The sequence below is a fragment of the Geminicoccaceae bacterium genome (assembly GCA_020638465.1).
In the GTDB taxonomy this organism is placed as follows: domain Bacteria; phylum Pseudomonadota; class Alphaproteobacteria; order Geminicoccales; family Geminicoccaceae; genus JAGREO01.
Genome location: JACKIM010000002.1, coordinates 1,533,380 through 1,549,134, shown reverse-complemented (window position 1 = coordinate 1,549,134; position 15,755 = coordinate 1,533,380). Strand labels below are relative to the sequence as shown.

At 61.2% G+C, this 15,755-nt stretch carries 17 protein-coding genes; 8 read left to right on the top strand and 9 right to left on the bottom strand.

All coding sequences use genetic code 11. The features are described 5' to 3' along the window. The first annotated feature begins 20 nt into the window (after positions 1-20). A complete protein-coding gene (locus tag H6851_17465) occupies positions 21-1,274 on the top strand; it encodes a Ktr system potassium transporter B (GenBank protein ID MCB9945394.1) in 1,254 nt (417 codons plus the stop codon). Between the two features lie 78 nt (positions 1,275-1,352). Here the strand turns inward: H6851_17465 and H6851_17460 are convergent, their stop codons facing one another. The 3 genes from H6851_17460 to H6851_17450 form a co-directional block, all read right to left on the bottom strand. After that, a complete protein-coding gene (locus H6851_17460; protein ID MCB9945393.1) occupies positions 1,353-1,733 on the bottom strand; it encodes a carboxymuconolactone decarboxylase family protein in 381 nt (126 codons plus the stop codon). Between the two features lie 102 nt (positions 1,734-1,835). Then, positions 1,836-2,792: a hypothetical protein gene (locus H6851_17455; GenBank protein MCB9945392.1), complete on the bottom strand. Its 957-nt coding sequence runs from the start codon at positions 2,790-2,792 to the stop codon at positions 1,836-1,838. A gap of 256 nt (positions 2,793-3,048) precedes the next feature. After that, a complete protein-coding gene (locus H6851_17450; protein MCB9945391.1) occupies positions 3,049-3,798 on the bottom strand; it encodes an SDR family oxidoreductase in 750 nt (249 codons plus the stop codon). Between the two features lie 128 nt (positions 3,799-3,926). On the opposite strand from H6851_17450, the gene H6851_17445 reads away from it, so the two are divergent. The 7 genes from H6851_17445 to H6851_17415 all read left to right on the top strand — a co-directional run bounded on the left by H6851_17445 (position 3,927) and on the right by H6851_17415 (position 9,672). Next, complete coding sequence (locus H6851_17445; GenBank protein MCB9945390.1) at positions 3,927-4,181, top strand: hypothetical protein; 255 nt, start codon at positions 3,927-3,929, stop codon at positions 4,179-4,181. Positions 4,182-4,349: 168 nt separating this feature from the next. Continuing rightward, positions 4,350-4,775, top strand: a complete 426-nt coding sequence (locus H6851_17440; GenBank protein MCB9945389.1) for a hypothetical protein — start codon at positions 4,350-4,352, stop codon at positions 4,773-4,775. 263 nt (positions 4,776-5,038) lie between these two features. Then, a complete protein-coding gene (locus H6851_17435) occupies positions 5,039-5,971 on the top strand; it encodes an SH3 domain-containing protein (protein MCB9945388.1) in 933 nt (310 codons plus the stop codon). Between the two features lie 23 nt (positions 5,972-5,994). Further along, positions 5,995-7,464: an amidase gene (locus H6851_17430; protein MCB9945387.1), complete on the top strand. Its 1,470-nt coding sequence runs from the start codon at positions 5,995-5,997 to the stop codon at positions 7,462-7,464. 52 nt (positions 7,465-7,516) lie between these two features. Beyond that, positions 7,517-8,137, top strand: coding sequence for a glutathione S-transferase family protein (locus H6851_17425; GenBank protein ID MCB9945386.1), 621 nt, complete (start codon positions 7,517-7,519; stop codon positions 8,135-8,137). Positions 8,138-8,180: 43 nt separating this feature from the next. Then, positions 8,181-8,960, top strand: coding sequence for a potassium channel family protein (locus H6851_17420; GenBank protein MCB9945385.1), 780 nt, complete (start codon positions 8,181-8,183; stop codon positions 8,958-8,960). Between the two features lie 49 nt (positions 8,961-9,009). Beyond that, complete coding sequence (locus tag H6851_17415; protein MCB9945384.1) at positions 9,010-9,672, top strand: hypothetical protein; 663 nt, start codon at positions 9,010-9,012, stop codon at positions 9,670-9,672. A 79-nt stretch (positions 9,673-9,751) separates the two neighbouring features. Here the strand turns inward: H6851_17415 and H6851_17410 are convergent, their stop codons facing one another. The 6 genes from H6851_17410 to H6851_17385 form a co-directional block, all read right to left on the bottom strand. Beyond that, complete coding sequence (locus tag H6851_17410) at positions 9,752-10,489, bottom strand: SIMPL domain-containing protein (protein ID MCB9945383.1); 738 nt, start codon at positions 10,487-10,489, stop codon at positions 9,752-9,754. A 36-nt stretch (positions 10,490-10,525) separates the two neighbouring features. After that, on the bottom strand, positions 10,526-11,371 hold the full coding sequence (locus H6851_17405) for an ABC transporter permease (GenBank protein MCB9945382.1): 846 nt from the start codon (positions 11,369-11,371) through the stop codon (positions 10,526-10,528). Positions 11,372-11,539: 168 nt separating this feature from the next. Further along, positions 11,540-12,592 (bottom strand): extracellular solute-binding protein, encoded by a 1,053-nt coding sequence (locus H6851_17400; protein MCB9945381.1) that lies wholly within the window; start codon positions 12,590-12,592, stop codon positions 11,540-11,542. A gap of 48 nt (positions 12,593-12,640) precedes the next feature. Next, entirely contained in the window at positions 12,641-13,696 is a 1,056-nt protein-coding gene (locus H6851_17395; GenBank protein ID MCB9945380.1) for an ABC transporter ATP-binding protein, read from the bottom strand. Next, on the bottom strand, positions 13,696-14,520 hold the full coding sequence (locus H6851_17390) for an ABC transporter permease (protein ID MCB9945379.1): 825 nt from the start codon (positions 14,518-14,520) through the stop codon (positions 13,696-13,698). Before H6851_17390 ends, H6851_17395 begins: the two co-directional genes overlap by 1 nt. 1 nt (position 14,521) lies before the next feature. After that, positions 14,522-15,754, bottom strand: a complete 1,233-nt coding sequence (locus H6851_17385) for an amidohydrolase family protein (GenBank protein ID MCB9945378.1) — start codon at positions 15,752-15,754, stop codon at positions 14,522-14,524. Position 15,755 lies beyond the last annotated feature (1 nt).

The following is a 15,755-nucleotide window of genomic DNA, read 5'->3' as shown; positions in this document are numbered from 1 at the left end:
TCTATGCTGTCCTGATCGTCATGGGTGCCGTGGTCCTGGTACTGCCGGTCTCGTATACCGTTCCGGTTACCTGGTCCGATGCGCTCTTCACCTCGACATCCGCGGTCACCGTGACGGGCCTCGTCGTCCTCGATACCGGCGGCGATCTTACCCTGTTCGGACAGATGACGGTGGCCTTTCTGATTCAGATGGGCGGGCTCGGACTGATGACCTTTGCTGTCCTCATCCTGGGCGCCCTCGGCCTGCCGGTCGGGATCACCGGCAAGATCTACCTGCGCGACGATCTCAACCAGAACTCCGTCAGCCAGCTCTCCAGGCTGGTCGTCACGATCCTGAAGGCGGTCGTCGTCTGCGAACTCGTCGGCGCCCTGCTGCTGGCGCTCACCTTCGTGCCGCAATACGGTTTCGGGAAAGGCATGTGGGAGGCGATCTTTCATTCGATCTCGGCCTTCAACAATGCCGGATTCTCGACATTCCCGGACGGACTCGTCGGGTATGCCACCGATCCCGTGGTGAATGTCGTGATTCCCGCGCTCTTCATCGTGGGCGGCATCGGCTATGTCGTCCTGCACGACGTCTTCCGGCAGAAGAACTGGCGCGCCTGGAGTCTGCACACCAAGATCATGCTGCTGGGAACGGCCGTTCTGATCCCCTGGTCGGTCGGGATGTTCGCCTTTCTGGAATGGAACAATCCGGGCACGCTTGGACAGTTTGAAAGCATCGCGGCGAGGCTCACCGTCAGCTGGTTCCAGGGCGTGACGACACGCACCGCGGGCTTCAACACCACCGACATCGGCGCGATGCATGACAGCACATCGATGATGTTCATCTCGCTGATGCTGATCGGCGGCGGACCGACCTCGACCGCCGGCGGCATCAAGGTGACGACCTTCATCGTGATGATCATCGCCACGGTAGCATTCTTCCGCAGGCAGCAGCAGCTTCACCTGTTCGGACGCAGTATCGCCTTCGAGCAGGTTCTCAAGGTCATGGCCCTGACATCGATCAGCGTCATCCTGGTTTTCGTCGGAATCTTCCTGCTGACCGCCTCGCATGACGGAAACTTTCTCGACATCAGCTTCGAGGTCGCCAGCGCTTTCGGAACCGTCGGCCTGTCCCGCGGTTATACCGGCGAACTGTCCGGTTTCGGGCGGGCCGTGATCGTCGTCATCATGTTCCTCGGCCGCGTCGGCCCGCTGACGCTCGGCTTCTTCCTCGCGACCAAGATGACGCCCCGTGTCCGCTATCCCGAAAGCAATGTCTATCTGGGATGAAAGAGGAATGCGATGCGGCATGGTCCCGGCCGCGCATGATGGTCTGCAGGTCGGTGTCGAACTGGTGGGCAGTGCCTCCTACAGCTTGCCTTCTTCCTCCAGCACCTTGCGTGCCGAACGGAAGCATTCGAGCGCCTGCGGCACGCCGCAATAGATTCCCACGACATGGATGATGGAGCGGATCTCTTCCACACTGACGCCGTTGGTGATGGCACCGCGACAGTGGATTTCCCACTCGGTCATCTTTCCCAATGCGCCGATCATGGCCAGGTTCATCATCGATCGCGTCTTCGGATCGATGGTCTCGTCGCCCCAGCCGAACCCCCAGCACCATTCGGTCATCGCTTCCTGAAACAGAAGGTTGAAGTCATCGGCAGCGGCCATTGTCTTGTCGACGTAACCAGAGCCAAGTGTCGCCTTTCGCTTTTCCATACCCTTGTCGAATCGGGTCTTGTCCATGGTGCTCGATATCCTCCCTCATGAGAAACATGCAACCTGCATGAGGGCATCGCATCCGGAGCTGCCTGTTGGCAAGCCCCGGAAGATGTAAACAGGTCGTGTTCAGGCTGTGCCCAGATCACTGATCACGAGTTGATCGACATTCGTCAACTGGATGTAATCGGTGTTGACGGCTCCCCCCGACGCCTCGCCGAGATCGATGATGAGCGTGTTTTCGTCCATCGTGCAGAACTGGTCGCTGCCATCGATGACATTGTCCGATGTCGTGTCGAGATCGGCGAAGGTCAGGCCGAAATCACTGATGTCGAGAATGTCGTCGCCGGTCGTGAAGTCGCTGATGAGGTCATAACCCGTTCCGGTTTCAATGACGAAGGCATCCTGTCCGCTGCCGCCGGTGAGCTTGTCGGCACCCGACCCGCCATTGAGAATGTCATCGCCGCCGCCGCCGATGATCTGGTCGTTGCCGCCGCCGCCGAAGATGATGTCGTTACCGTCGTCGAATTCACCCGTCCCGAAATCGCCATAGATGGTGGAGGATCCATTGCCATCGGTAATGGTATCGTCCCCACCGGTCAGTGTACCGAAGGCGAGGGCGGCATCGCCATAGACCAGAACCGGACTATCGTGGTCATTCAGCGTGATGACATCGTCGCCACCGCTGGACGTTCCGAACATGGAGACCGAATCGCCATAGACGGTATCGCCGCCGCCATGACCGATGATGATGTCGTCGCCGCCATGCCCGTCGAAGATCGTTTCGGCATCGCCGGCAATGGTCTCGGCCTGTGACGTTCCGATGATCCGGTCATTCCCGCCCGTGTCGAGGGCATCGGTCGCACCATTGATGGTTCCAGCATCGCCGACGAAGATCGTCCGGCCGTCGGTGGTTTCATGATCGAACTGACCGCTGCGCACGCTGCCACTGGTATTGTCATAATGTGTGTCGTTCGCCAGCGATGCGGCCTCATAGCTGAGTTGATCATGCTGGTTTCCAGCCATGGCCGAAGCGGTCGTCGTGGACTGGTGGTCGAAAGGCTTCAATTCGCTCTTTTCGCGCATCGGTGATTTCCCGTTCCTGATACTGAATCGACCGAACGCCTAATGAACGGGATGGCTTGCGTCCTATTTCACACGCAAAGCGTGCGTTATGATATGACCGCCAAGTGGAAAAATTTGCCCGTTCTTGAAATTTTCCAAGAAGATCGGATTGCCGCAATCCGGCAACTGGAATGCGGTCGGTGTTGCAGGGTGACAACCGCCCGCATCCAGGATCCGGATCGTTGGTTGGAGTGTGACGATCGTGGAATATTCCGGATCAGCCTCGACCGATATAGGGCATCGTGGTGGCCATCACCGTCATGAACTGGACATTGGCGTCAAGCGGCAGGCTGGCCATGTGCAGCACCGATGTGGCCACGTGGCGGGAGTCCATGCGGGGCTCCGGCTTCGTCGAGCCATCGGCCTGGAGCACGCCACCGGTCATGCGCTCGGTCATCGGGGTCGCCGCATTGCCGATATCGACCTGGCCGCAGGCAATGTCGAATGGCCGTCCATCGAGGCTGGTAGAACGGGTGAGGCCGGTGATCGCGTGCTTGGTCGCGGTGTAGGGTGCCGAATTCGGCCGGGGCACATAGGCGGAGATCGAGCCGTTGTTGATGATGCGGCCCCCCCGCGGATCCTGGTTCTTCATCATGCGGAACGCCTGCTGGGTACACAGGAAGGGGCCGGTGAGATTGACATTGACCACCTTCTGCCACTGCTCGAACGTCAACTCTTCAAGTGGAATGGCCGGAGCGCCGCTCCCGGCATTGTTGAAAAGAACATCGAGTCGACCGTACTTTTCCTTCACGGCATCGAACAGTCGTTCGACCTCGTCCGGCCTGGTCACGTCCGTCGGCACCACCAGCGCCTCGCCCCTGAAGTTCTTGCCCTCGGCTGCAGTCTCTTCGAGCGGCTCCCTCCGTCTCCCGGCCAGTGCGGTGTTGTATCCGGCTTCGAGAAATGCGAGGGCCACCGCGCGGCCCACACCGCTGCCTGCACCCGTCACGATTGCGATCTTGCTCATCTTTCCTCCCGTCTGCCTGCTGTTCGGCTCCGTGATGCGCCAGGCACCGTCATGCGCGGTTGCGGGACAATGGGCAAGACTTCATCATATCGTACGCGTTCCGGACAACGGCAAAAGGTATGTGAAACATGGACGAGAACAGCATCCGGCTGGTCGAGGCTCTCGATGCGGACAGGAATGACGAGTGGGATCGGGCCCATGCCATTGTTCAGGATATGGATGGGGTCGGAGCAGCCTGGGTGCATGCCTACCTGCACCGCAAGGAGGGCGATCTCGCCAATGCCGGTTACTGGTATCGCCGGGCCGGAAAGGCGCCCGCCTCCGGATCGCTTGAAAGTGAATGGATCGCGATCCGTGCCAGTTTCGCCGGGGAAGGCGCATGAACGCGCCCGTCGACCTGCGCAGCGATATTGTGACACGATGGCCGACGGCGTCCATGCGCAGCAAGTCGACGGGGCGACAAGGTCTGCCGATGCGGTGAAATACGGCCTGTTTCCGCCGCCGGCCATGAATGCTCTCGAAAACACCCGCAATCTCGGCTGTGGAATGCGGTGGTCGCCTCGGGGATTGACGCGGGCAGCATCTCCTCACATTTCGATAGTATCAGTGTATGCTTTTCGAAAGGTCTCGGTGCTCCAGTGGGCACCACTCTGCCTGGCAGACGGACACTGATCGATCGTGCGCGCTGCTTTCGCGAAGTCTTCGGAGGAGCGATGTGCCAGGCGGGGATTGTTGCTGCCGGTACGTTGCATGCGCTCGCGAACCATCTCGACGGGCTTGCCGAGGATCACGCCAAGGCAAGGCTCCTTGCCAGTAATATCGTGGGAATGGAGGGAGTTCGTATTGACCCTGATCGTGTCGAAACGAACATCGTCATGGTCGATCTGGTTGACGAACGGGCCGGTGAGGTCGCCGCCGGATGCCGTCGTGACGACCTGCTGCTGATCGCCATGGGGGATACCCGCTACGTCTGGTGACCCATCGGGATGTCAGTTTCGAGAGGGTGCGAAGGGCAGTGGAAATCCTTTGCGGGAATCTTCAAGCGACTGGACAAGTCCGGGGGCCAAGCCGATAGAGCAGTCGAATCGTGCGCATGGCTCGTCACCCATGTCGGTCGACCCGGCCGACATGGGCCAGCCGGATTGAAATCCATAGCGTCTGGTGCTTATTGAGGGCGCAGACGCGCCTTTCGAGGAGAGTTTAGCTGGCCATCATGAAACCCAGAATACCCGGAAATCGTATGCTCCGGTCAACGTCGAGGCTTGGCCTGACGGCAGCGCTTTTCATAATCCTGACCTGTTTGCCGGCTCGCGCGCAGCTTGCGGCGGGTGACAGCGTGAAGATCGACGCCGTCAGCGGTTCGCGCGTCAATGTCCGTGGCGAACCCGAGATCCGCGATGGCAATGTCGTGGGTATCGCACTGGGGGGTGAGCGTGCCCGCATCCTGGAGAGTACGCGGCAGGGCGAGCATATCTGGTATCGCCTTCTTGGACCGAACGGCCGCTATGAGGGCTGGATTCGCGGCGACCTGATCGCGGAAGTTCCCAGGTCCTCTTTGCCGTCCCCGTCCGTCGGCGGGCCGGCGGACGTTTCGGTGGGCAGCCTGTTGCCGATCACGCCGGACCACGAAACGGGTGTCGAACAGAAGCGCGAGAGCGAGGGGGCATCCGGTTCCCGGGGGGCATCGGCCGATCCGGCGATCGAGGAACTGCAGGGGGTCGATACCGTGTCGGGTGCCAGTGTGGCGCTTCCGGATGACACGGGTGTTGCAGGGTTGCCTGCCCGGCAGTGGCCGCCTTTGGAGTCCCGAACCGACTGGACCCGCAATCTTGCCACCCTGTACGAGCCCGCTGAATTCTGCGCGCGCACCGGCAGCTCGCAGCCCGCACGCGTACTGAAGGCCTATCCCATGGCTCGCGGGCTGGTGAACGTCCTGGTCCAGGATGCCACCGCCAGGGACTGGGATTGCATCGTGCGCGATACTGGCGGTACCCCATTGCGTTATGATCCGCTTTCTGCGACGGGTCTTTTGCGCCCGAACAGGACCGATCCGATCTATGTGCCCGCTGCGTCCGGGCCTCCTGAAGACAATCCCTGTTACGAGATCGAGCTGTTCGAGGCGCCGGGTACGGGAAAGCTGGCTGGCTGGATCCTCCATCCCCGCTGCAACTGAATAACAACACGTGGAGGCGCATCTTGTCTGGTCATGAACTTGTCGACCTTTCCGCAAGGGAGGTGGTCAGAATGTTGGCCTCGGGCGAGATCTCTCCGGTGGAGGCCATCGAAGCCTCGCTGGCGCGTATCGAGGAGGTCGATCCGGTCGTCAATGCCGTGCCCACGATCTGTGCCGAACGGGCTCTGGACCGTGCGCGCCGGATGATGATGGACCATCCGCCAGCGCCGGCGGACGGTCGCGGGTGGCTGGCCGGGTTGCCGGTCCTGATCAAGGATCTGGTCGACGTCGAGGGGGTGCGCACGACCCAGGGATCGCTGATCTTCCGCGATCATGTCCCCACGAGTTCCGCCATCGAGGTGCAGCGGATCGAGCGGCAGGGCGGTATCGTGCTCGGCAAGACGAACACGCCCGAGTTCGGCGCCGGGGCGAATACCTTCAATGAGGTCTTCGGGGCAACGCTCAATCCGTGGAACACGGCACTCAATTGCGGCGGGTCGTCGGGCGGCGCGGCCGTGGCCCTGGCCACCGGGATGGCGTGGCTGGCTGATGGTTCCGACCTCGCCGGATCACTGCGGACGCCTGCCGGATATAACGGAGTAGTTGGCCTGCGCCCGTCGCCGGGGCGTGTCGCGCATGGTCCCTCGCCGTCACCCTTCCAGACCCTGTCCGTCGAAGGACCGATGGCGCGGGACGTTCGCGATGTCGCGTTCTTCCTCGATGTCATGGCGGGCTTCGATCCACGCGATCCGCTCAGCTACGATCCGCCGGTGGAATCCTTCAGCAAGGCGGTACAACGTCCGAGGCGACCGGGCAAGGTGGCCTTCAGTGCCGACCTTGGCGGCGTGACGCCGGTCGATCCGGGCGTCGCGCGTGTCTGTGGCGAGGCCGTGCGCAAGCTCAGTGCCGAGGGAACGGTCGTCATCGAGAGCAGGGCCCCCGACCTGTCGAAGTCGCGCGATGTGTTCGAGATCCTTCGAGCCGAACTCTATGCCGCCAACAAGGCGCCACTGCTGGAAGAACACGGGCATCTGCTCAAGCCGGAGGTGGCCTGGAATATCCGGAGGGGGCTTGATGCGACAGCAGGAGAGATCGGTTGGGCGGAACGCGAACGCGGCCTGATGCAGCGACGCATGGCGGCATTCTTTGACGATCATGATCTGCTGATCTGTCCCACGGCGATCGTTCCGCCCCTGCCCGTGGAAGTGCGGTATGTCGAGATGCTCGGAGAGCATCGTTTTCCGACCTATATCGACTGGCTGGCGATCTGCTATGCCGTCACGTTGACGGGATGTCCGGCACTTTCGATTCCCTGCGGCTTTACCGCAGACGGCCTGCCGGTGGGATTGCAGCTGATCGGACCGCCGCGCGGTGAAGCACGCCTTCTGCAGTGCGCGGCGATGATCGAGGATCTCTTCGGACTTGCCGATCGCTTGCCGATCGATCCGAGAAGACCTGCTCCGGGGCGCAAGACACCACGAGGCGAAAGTTGACAAACGTCGCGCAACGGGTCGGGCAGATCGGGAAACAGGTGGAGTTATCACAATGTTGAAGGTCTACGGTCGCCCGAATTCGATCAACGTGCAGAAGGTCATGTGGACGGTCGGCGAATTGGGCCTTGACCATGAGCGCATCGATGCCGGTGGCGTGTTCGGCGGTCTGGACACGGCGGCCTACGGTGCCATGAATCCCAACCGCAGGATTCCGGTGCTCAAGGACGGAGAGGTGGTGGTCTGGGAAAGCCAGGCCTGCGTTCGCTATCTCGCCGCCCGCTACGGCTCGGGCAGGCTCTGGGACGAGGATCCGGCCCAGCGTTCGCTGGCTGACCGCTGGATGGACTGGAAATCCACAACCCTGCAGCCATTGCTGCATGTCGTCTTCTGGGGACTGGTGCGAACTCCGGAAGAACAGCGTGACCATGCCGCCATCGACAGGGCGGGAGTGGAAATCCGACCGGTGTGGCAAATTCTGGAAGATCATCTGGGCCGGCGAAATTACGTCGCCGGAGACCATTTCACCATGGGCGATATCCCGCTTGGCTGTGCATGGTGGCGATACAGCAATCTCGATCTCGACAAGCCGGAGTTGCCGAACATCCAGTCGTGGTTCGAGCGCCTGCATTCGCGCGAAGCGTTCCGGCAGCATGTCATGGTTCCGGTAACCTGAGGGAGATGGCGCAAATATTGGCACGGTGGTGAAAGCCCATTCCATGCATGGCCGATATGCTCGACTGCGTCGCGTGTTGATGGAACTCTATCGCGGATCGGGTCGACGGTCCGCCGTATTCCAGTATGGGCTTCTGCTGTTCGATTTTCTCACCATCGCATTTTTTCTCGTGGTGTCATTTATCCACGATGCGCCATGGGTCATCATTGTCGATCTTCTCATCGCCATACCGCTGACCCTCGATTTCCTCGCCCGCTTCACGATTGCGCAAACCCGATGGCGCTATCTGTGGAGCGTGACGACCATTGCCGATCTGATCGTCATCGTTTCGCTGATTATTCCTGCTCTCACAGGGAATTTCGCATTTTTGCGTATATTGCGGGCCATTCGCCTGTTGCGTTCCTACCATGTACTCGGACTCCTGCGGCAATCTTCGCCATGGGTGCGGCGCAATGAGGATTTGATCCAGAGTGTCGTCAATCTTGCGGTGTTCATCTTTATCTGCACGGCGATTGTCTATGTCAGTCAGGTTGGCGACAATCCGGCCATAAACGACTATATCGATGCGCTATATTTCACCATCACCACTCTGACAACGACAGGATTCGGTGATATCACCCTTGTGGGGCAGTTCGGCCGCCTGCTCGCCGTGCTCATCATGATTTTCGGCATTTCGCTGTTCCTTCGACTCGTGCAGACCATCTTCAGGCCGGCAAAGGTGCGGTTCCGCTGCGACAATTGCGGATTACTTCGACATGATCCCGATGCGGTGCATTGCAAACATTGTGGTCTTGTTATCAACATCCCCAACGAAGGCGAATGAAGGAGGCTGTTGCCGGACACCCGGAGCAGCGACCTTGGGGAAATCGGGAATGCGCAAGCTCGGACGATGTCTCGTCAGCACAACATTGCTGATGACCGCCTGCGCCGGCAGGGATTCGGAACTGGCGTCCGAGCCCGGGATTGATAGTCTCGTTGCAGAAATACTCTCGCATTCGCAGGAAACTCCGGATGGTCGAGGTTTCCTGCCCATTGCGGTCGCCGAGGGGACCATCGCCAAGCTGCATGCAGGGCTGGCGGTTCAGAATCGCGGTGATCTCGATGCCATGCAGCTACATGCGCTGCATGTCATTCATGCCATTGATCCATCCCAGGTGGAAAGTGGTCCGGGCATGGGGTTCGGGCTCCAGCATGCCATGGACGGTATCGTCACGCGGGTCCGGCTGGCGATGGCCGAACCGCAGGCCGATGCCGAGGTGATCAATCTGGCGAATGGTGTCCTTGCCAATTCGGAAAACGTCAAGGGTTGGGCCGACAAGGCATTGTCGCTTGCCGAAGAAATTCGCTCGACTACGGATGATGCCGACGCTGGAGCACTGGTTGTCGAACTCAAGAGCCAGGCCGACCACATCGTCATCGGCTTCGATGCCGACAATGACGGGGAGATCCGGTCCGTCGAGGGCGAGGGAGGGTTGCGCCAGCTTGAGGGAGACATGGACGAGCTGGCGCTGGCCATCCAGCAGCCTCCCATTTGACCGATGGCAGGCGGGCAGGCTGTGGCTGCACAGGCTTGCCGTTCGGGCCATCGTGCCTCAGCACAGATGGCTCGCGCGGTCAGTCCACCAGTCGGTAATTGACGGTCGAGACGACGCGCAGGATCTTGTCGATCTGGTTGTCGGCACTGAGACCGGGCGCGTTGTCGCGCGGGAGAATCTGGATGATGCCTTGGTTGGCATGGATGATCGGCCCGACCGTACTGCCGGAATCCCCGGCGAACTGAAGGGCCGCCGCCCGTGCATTGGCGGTGGCCTCGGCGATCAGTTCCGGCTTCAAATCGTTCAGCCGGGTGAACAGGTAGATCGGCTGCGAGCTCTGGGGGCCCATGTCGGAGGCAATCACCACGTCTTCGGCCAGGAGTTCCGGCATCGCGGCGGCGGCATCCTCGACCAGCGACACATCCGGGCTGCGGACTGTGAGCGTCATGGCGACGATGAAGCGGCTTTCAATCGGTCCCGACCTGTAGGGATCGGCGCGAAGGTCCCGTACATCGAGAGTCCGGGCGCGGATGGTGCCGTCATTCAGCCCGTGACGGGCAAGGAACTGCCGCACGGAGTGCTCATTTCGGTTGATGCCGGCCCGCACCGTGTCGAGATCGTCGCCACTGGTGACGAACCGCAACGACCAGATGGCCGTGTCGGCAACCACATTGCGTTCAGCCAGCCCCTTGACCGCGACCACCCGGTCACCCCTGCGGCTTTCGATGAACCCATCGCCGATCCACCAGCCGGCAAGGGCGATACCGGCGGCGAGAATGGCGGTGGGGACGATGCCACTCACAGGATTGGCAGCCATGACAGCTCCTGAAGATTTCCGCTGACGAGCAAGTCATCAGCGACCATAGCGTTTTTGCATCCAGAACGCGGAAAAAGCCGTCAGGGAAAGTGTCGTTGTCATCAGGATGAAGGCGACGGCCGCGCCAAAGGGCCAGTTGTTCAACTGGAACTGACCGAACACCAGTGGCGCCATCATCTTGAATTCGGGGCCGCCCAGCAGCACCGGCGTGGCATAGGCGTTCATGCCGAGGATGAAGGTGAGGATGGTGCCGGCGATGATGCCGGGCAGGGCGAGCGGCCAGAGGACAAGGCGGAACATGGTGGCCGGCGGTGCGCCCAGCGAGAAGGCCGCTTCCTCCATTGACCGGTCGATGCCCTCGATGACACTCTGCAGGGTCAGAACCATGAAGGGCAGGTTGACCGCGATGATGCCGACAACCACGGCGGTGGTGGTGAACATGATCTCGGTAGGAGCGGTGGTGATACCCAGATCCATGAGTGAGACACTGAGGAAGCCGCGGCTGCCGAACAGTGTCATCCAGCCTGCCGCACGAACGGCATTGCCGACGAAGAGCGGCATGACCACCAGCATGATCATGACGTTCTTGAAGCGGCTCTGCGTGCGCGCGAGCACATAGGCCAGCGGGAAGCCCATGATCAGGCAGACCAGCGTGCAGAGCATGGCGACGCCGATCGTGGTGAAGAAAACGCCCAGATAATAGGAATCGGTGAAGAACTTGATGTAGTTGTCCGGCGATACCGTTTCGATCATGAACAATTTGGGGTCGTACAGGTCGAAGCTGTAGCGCAGCAGCATCAAGACGGGGAAAACGAGGCCCAGAATGGTCATCAGGGAGGCCGGGCCGATCAGGGCCGCGGCCGTCAGCGGAGTTCCCTTCATGCGTTCATCGATGACCGTGCCTGCCATGCCAATACAGCTCCCGTCTGCCTCCGGATCGGGGAAAACGCCGGAACGATCGTCTGGCCGGTGCAGACAGACCGCTCCGGACTGCCATCCCGCCGGACATCCTCCTGCGAAAACGTTGTCCGGGACGAATGGAAAAAGACCTCAGCCCTTGAAGTCCTTGTCCCACCATTCCTTCAGCGCGACGTCGTTCTCCGCCATATAGGCATAGTCGAGATTGACCAGTGCGTCGCGTTGCTCCGGCGTGAAGCCGATGCGCTCATTGAGGTCGGGAGCGACTTCGGCATTGGTGACCGTCGGATTGTAACCCATGTCGATGGCGAAATTCTCCTGTGCGGAAGGAGACAGCATGGCGTCCAGATAGGCATAGGCGCCGTCGAGATTGGGTGCGTTCGCCGGAATGGAAAAACCTGATACATAGGCGAGCGCCCCCTCGGAAGGAACCGCGGAGCGGACATTGATGCCGGCATTCTGCCATTGCACCGTGCGGGCCTTCCACATGATGCCGATGTCGATCTCCTCGGTCTTCAGCCCCTGAGCAAAGGCCTCGTTCGTGGGATAGACGCGGGCACCGGCCTTGCGGGTATCCATGAGGACCTTGTGCCCCGGTGTGAGGTCCGAAGGCGTGCTGCCGGCTGCCAGTGCTGCCGCGGTCTGGGTGTACTGGTACTGGATGTCGATGAACCCCAGCCGATCGCCCCATTTGGGATCGAAGACTTCCGCATAGCTCTTTGGTGCATCCATCTTGTCGGGGTTGTACACCGCCACCATGCCAGAATAGATATGGGCCACGCCGAAATCATATTTCAGGGCAGGCAGGATATTGGCACCGTTCGACATGCGGTCATAGTCGATGGTCTGGCTCAGGCCCTGGCTGAGGACCTGATACATGTTGACCGCGCTGAGCCCCTGGATGTCGGTGGTGCCGCGCGGCAAACGCCGCTCCGCGGCCATCTTGGCGCGGCGCTCCGGATCGCCCGCCTGATCCTGGATGACCTCCCAGCCCTCGGGGACCAGGATCGGCTCCTCGATGTTCTTGCGCAGCAGCCGCGCATAGTCGCCACCCCAGGTGCCGACAACGATGCGGCCCTTCGACTGGGCGCGAGCGCCGAACGGCATGGCGAGGGAACCCGCTGCGGCCAGCCCGCCCATTCCCTGAAGGATATGGCGGCGCGATGTGGAAATTCTTCGGAACATGGTCTTCTTCTCCTTGATTCCGATACTACTCTTTTGGTCCATTCCCGGTCATGAGGCCTTCTCGGCAGGGAAGACAAAGGCGGCCTTGCTCGACCAGCCGAGACGAATCTCGTCACCCACACCCGGGGTCACCGTGTCCTCCGTGTTGGCGATCTGGGCGATGACCTGTTCCCCGGCGGGCAAGCGGGCATGAACGTCGATGAGTCCGCCCATATAGGAGACAAACTCCACCCGTGCAGAAAAACTGTTGTCGGCATTGACCGGCTGGACCATGACCCGTTCCGGACGCAGTGCCATTACGGCGGGGCCCGTCGTTCCATGGTCGCACCGGATGTCGAGGCCGGCCGTCGTCCTGAACAGACCGGGAGCGGTGACGGTTCCTTCCAGGAAACTGCCGCGGCCGACAAAGCCGGCGACGAACCGGTTGGCGGGGCGTTCGTAGAGATCGCGCTGCGTGCCGATCTGGCGGACGCGCCCTTCGCTCATCACGATGAGCCGGTCGGCCATGGTCAGCGCTTCTTCCTGGTCGTGGGTGACCATCACCGTGGTAATGCCGATATCGCGCTGCAATTCGCGGATTTCGACCCGGACCTCCTGGCGCAGTTTCGCATCGAGATTGGACAGGGGTTCGTCGAGCAGCAGCACATCGGGGTGGAAGACGAGGGCACGGGCCAGGGCCACGCGCTGCTGCTGGCCGCCGGAAAGCTGGCGGGGCAAGCGGTCGCCCAGATGATCGAGGCGCACCAGCTTGAGCGCTTCCGCCACTCTCTGTTCGGTTTCTGCCTGGCCGACCGCGCGCATCTCCAGCGGGAAGGCGACGTTCTGGTTGACGGTAAGATGCGGGAACAGCGCGTAACTCTGGAATACCAGCCCGGTATTGCGTTTCCACGGCGGAAGCCGCGTGATGTCGCGGTCGCCCAGATGCACGCTGCCCGAAGTGGGCTCGATGAAGCCGGCGATCATCCGCAGCGTCGTGGTCTTGCCGCACCCCGAAGGCCCCAGAAGGACGAGAAATTCGCCCTGTGGCACATCGATGGTGACATCGCGTGTCGCCTCGAAATCCCCGTAGCGCTTGGTCAGTTTGTCGAGAACGAGACGTGCCATCAGACCACCCGGCTTATCTTGACGAAACGATCGGTTATCAGCATGGCCGCGGCCACCAGGACGATCTGCACCACGGAGATCGCGGCAATGGTCGGATCGATCTTCCACTGCAGGTATTGCAGGATGGCGATGGGCAGGGTGGTGCGGCCCGGCCCGACGAGGAACAGCGACATCTCCAGATTGCCGAAGGAGGAGACGAAGCCGAACATCGCACCGGCGACGATACCGGGCAGGATGGCCGGCAGCGTGATTCGTCGGAAGGTGATCCAGGGATTGGCGCCGAGGTTCTGTGCCGCCTCCTCCAGCGTGCGGTCGAAGCCGGCAAGGCTGGTCGTGACCAGTCTCACGATCCACGGAATCGTGACCAGCACATGTCCCCATACCAGACCGGCAAACGATCCCAGGATCGGCAATCCCGTGGCGATTTCGGTCTCGACATGGAAGACGTAGATGGCCGTGCCGAGGACCACACCCGGCACCATCAGCGGCAGCAGCAGCAGATTGTTGAGCATCTCGCGGCCGTGAAAACGGAAATGCGAGATGCACAGGGCAGCCGGCACGCCGACGCAAAGACCGATGGCGGTTGCCATCACGCCGAGCTGGATGCTGAGGAGCAATCCGGAAATGAATCGGTCATTGCCGACAATTGCCCCGTACCATTGCAGCGAATAGCCCTCCGGAGGGTAGGAGGGAATTTCCTGGGCATAGAACGACAGCCAGGTGACGAAGATCAGTGGCAGCAGAATGAAGATGAAACTGACGGTCGCCGCGAGATTGAGGGCCCACCGACCCAGACGTCGCTGATCGAGGACGGTCGCCGCCATCTCAACTCAGGCGATTCTTGTGGAACCGCCCGCCCTTCATGATCACTGGCATGTGCCGTCCCTGACCTTCGAGCAGGTGGATGTCGTCGAGTGGATTGCCGTCGACAACGACAAGATCGGCCCAGGCGCCCGGTGCAATCGTGCCGAGCTTGCCCGGACGGCGAATCACTTCCGCGGCAATCGTCGTTGCGGAGCGAATCACTTCGATCGCCGGCTGAACCTCGCGGCGGATGGAGAACTCGCGGCTCTGCTCGTCCAGCAGATCGCCCAGAAGATCGGAGCCATAGGCGACCTTGACGCCGGCATTGCGGCAATATTCGAGCGACTTGTAACCGCCTTCGAGCACCGCCGCGTTCTTTTCCAGCATTTCGTCGGGCATTCCGTAGCCCTTCGCGCGTTCGCTCATGGCGACATAGGCAACGAGATTGGCGACCAGATAGGCTCCTTTCTCCGCCATGAGGTCGGCGCGCTGCTGGTCGATCAGATTGCCGTGCTCAATGGTGCGAACACCATTGGACACCGCGCGGTCGATGGCCTCGGCGCTGTAGGCATGGGCCAGCACATAACGTCCAAATGCCTCGGCTTCCTCGACGGCCGCCTGGATCTCGGGAATGGAATATTGCAGGCTGTCCAGCGGGTCATAGGGCGAAGCCACCCCGCCGGAAACCATGATCTTCACATGGTCGCAGCCTTGCCGCATCTGCTCGCGGACAACCTTGCGCACCTCGTCCACGCCATCGGCCATGATCCGCAGGAACGCCTGGGTCGTGCAGCACAGGCAATTGTAGCCGGGATTGGTTCGTGCCCGTCCATCGGAATGGCCACCGGTGGGACCGATGGAGCGATTGGCGATGAACAGTCTCGGCCCCTCGATGAGACCTTGCTCGATGGCGGATTTCACCCCCCAATCCGTGCCGCCGGTATCGCGTACCGTGGTAAAGCCACGATCGAGCATCGAACGCAGGCGCACCGCTGCCCGGGCGGTGGCCAATGTCAGCGGCACTTCCTCAAGCCGGCGGGTATACACCTCGCTGTGCATGCAATGGACATGGCAGTCGATGAGGCCAGGCATCACCACCCGGCCGCCGCAGTCGAGCACGAGGGCATCAGCCACGCGGACCGGCCGGTCGCTGACTTCCTTGAAGCGGTCGCCCTCGATGACGATCTCGTAGCCACCTTGCAGTTCGTCTGAGGTCGCCGGATCGAGCAATTGCAGATTGGTCAGTCTGATCATC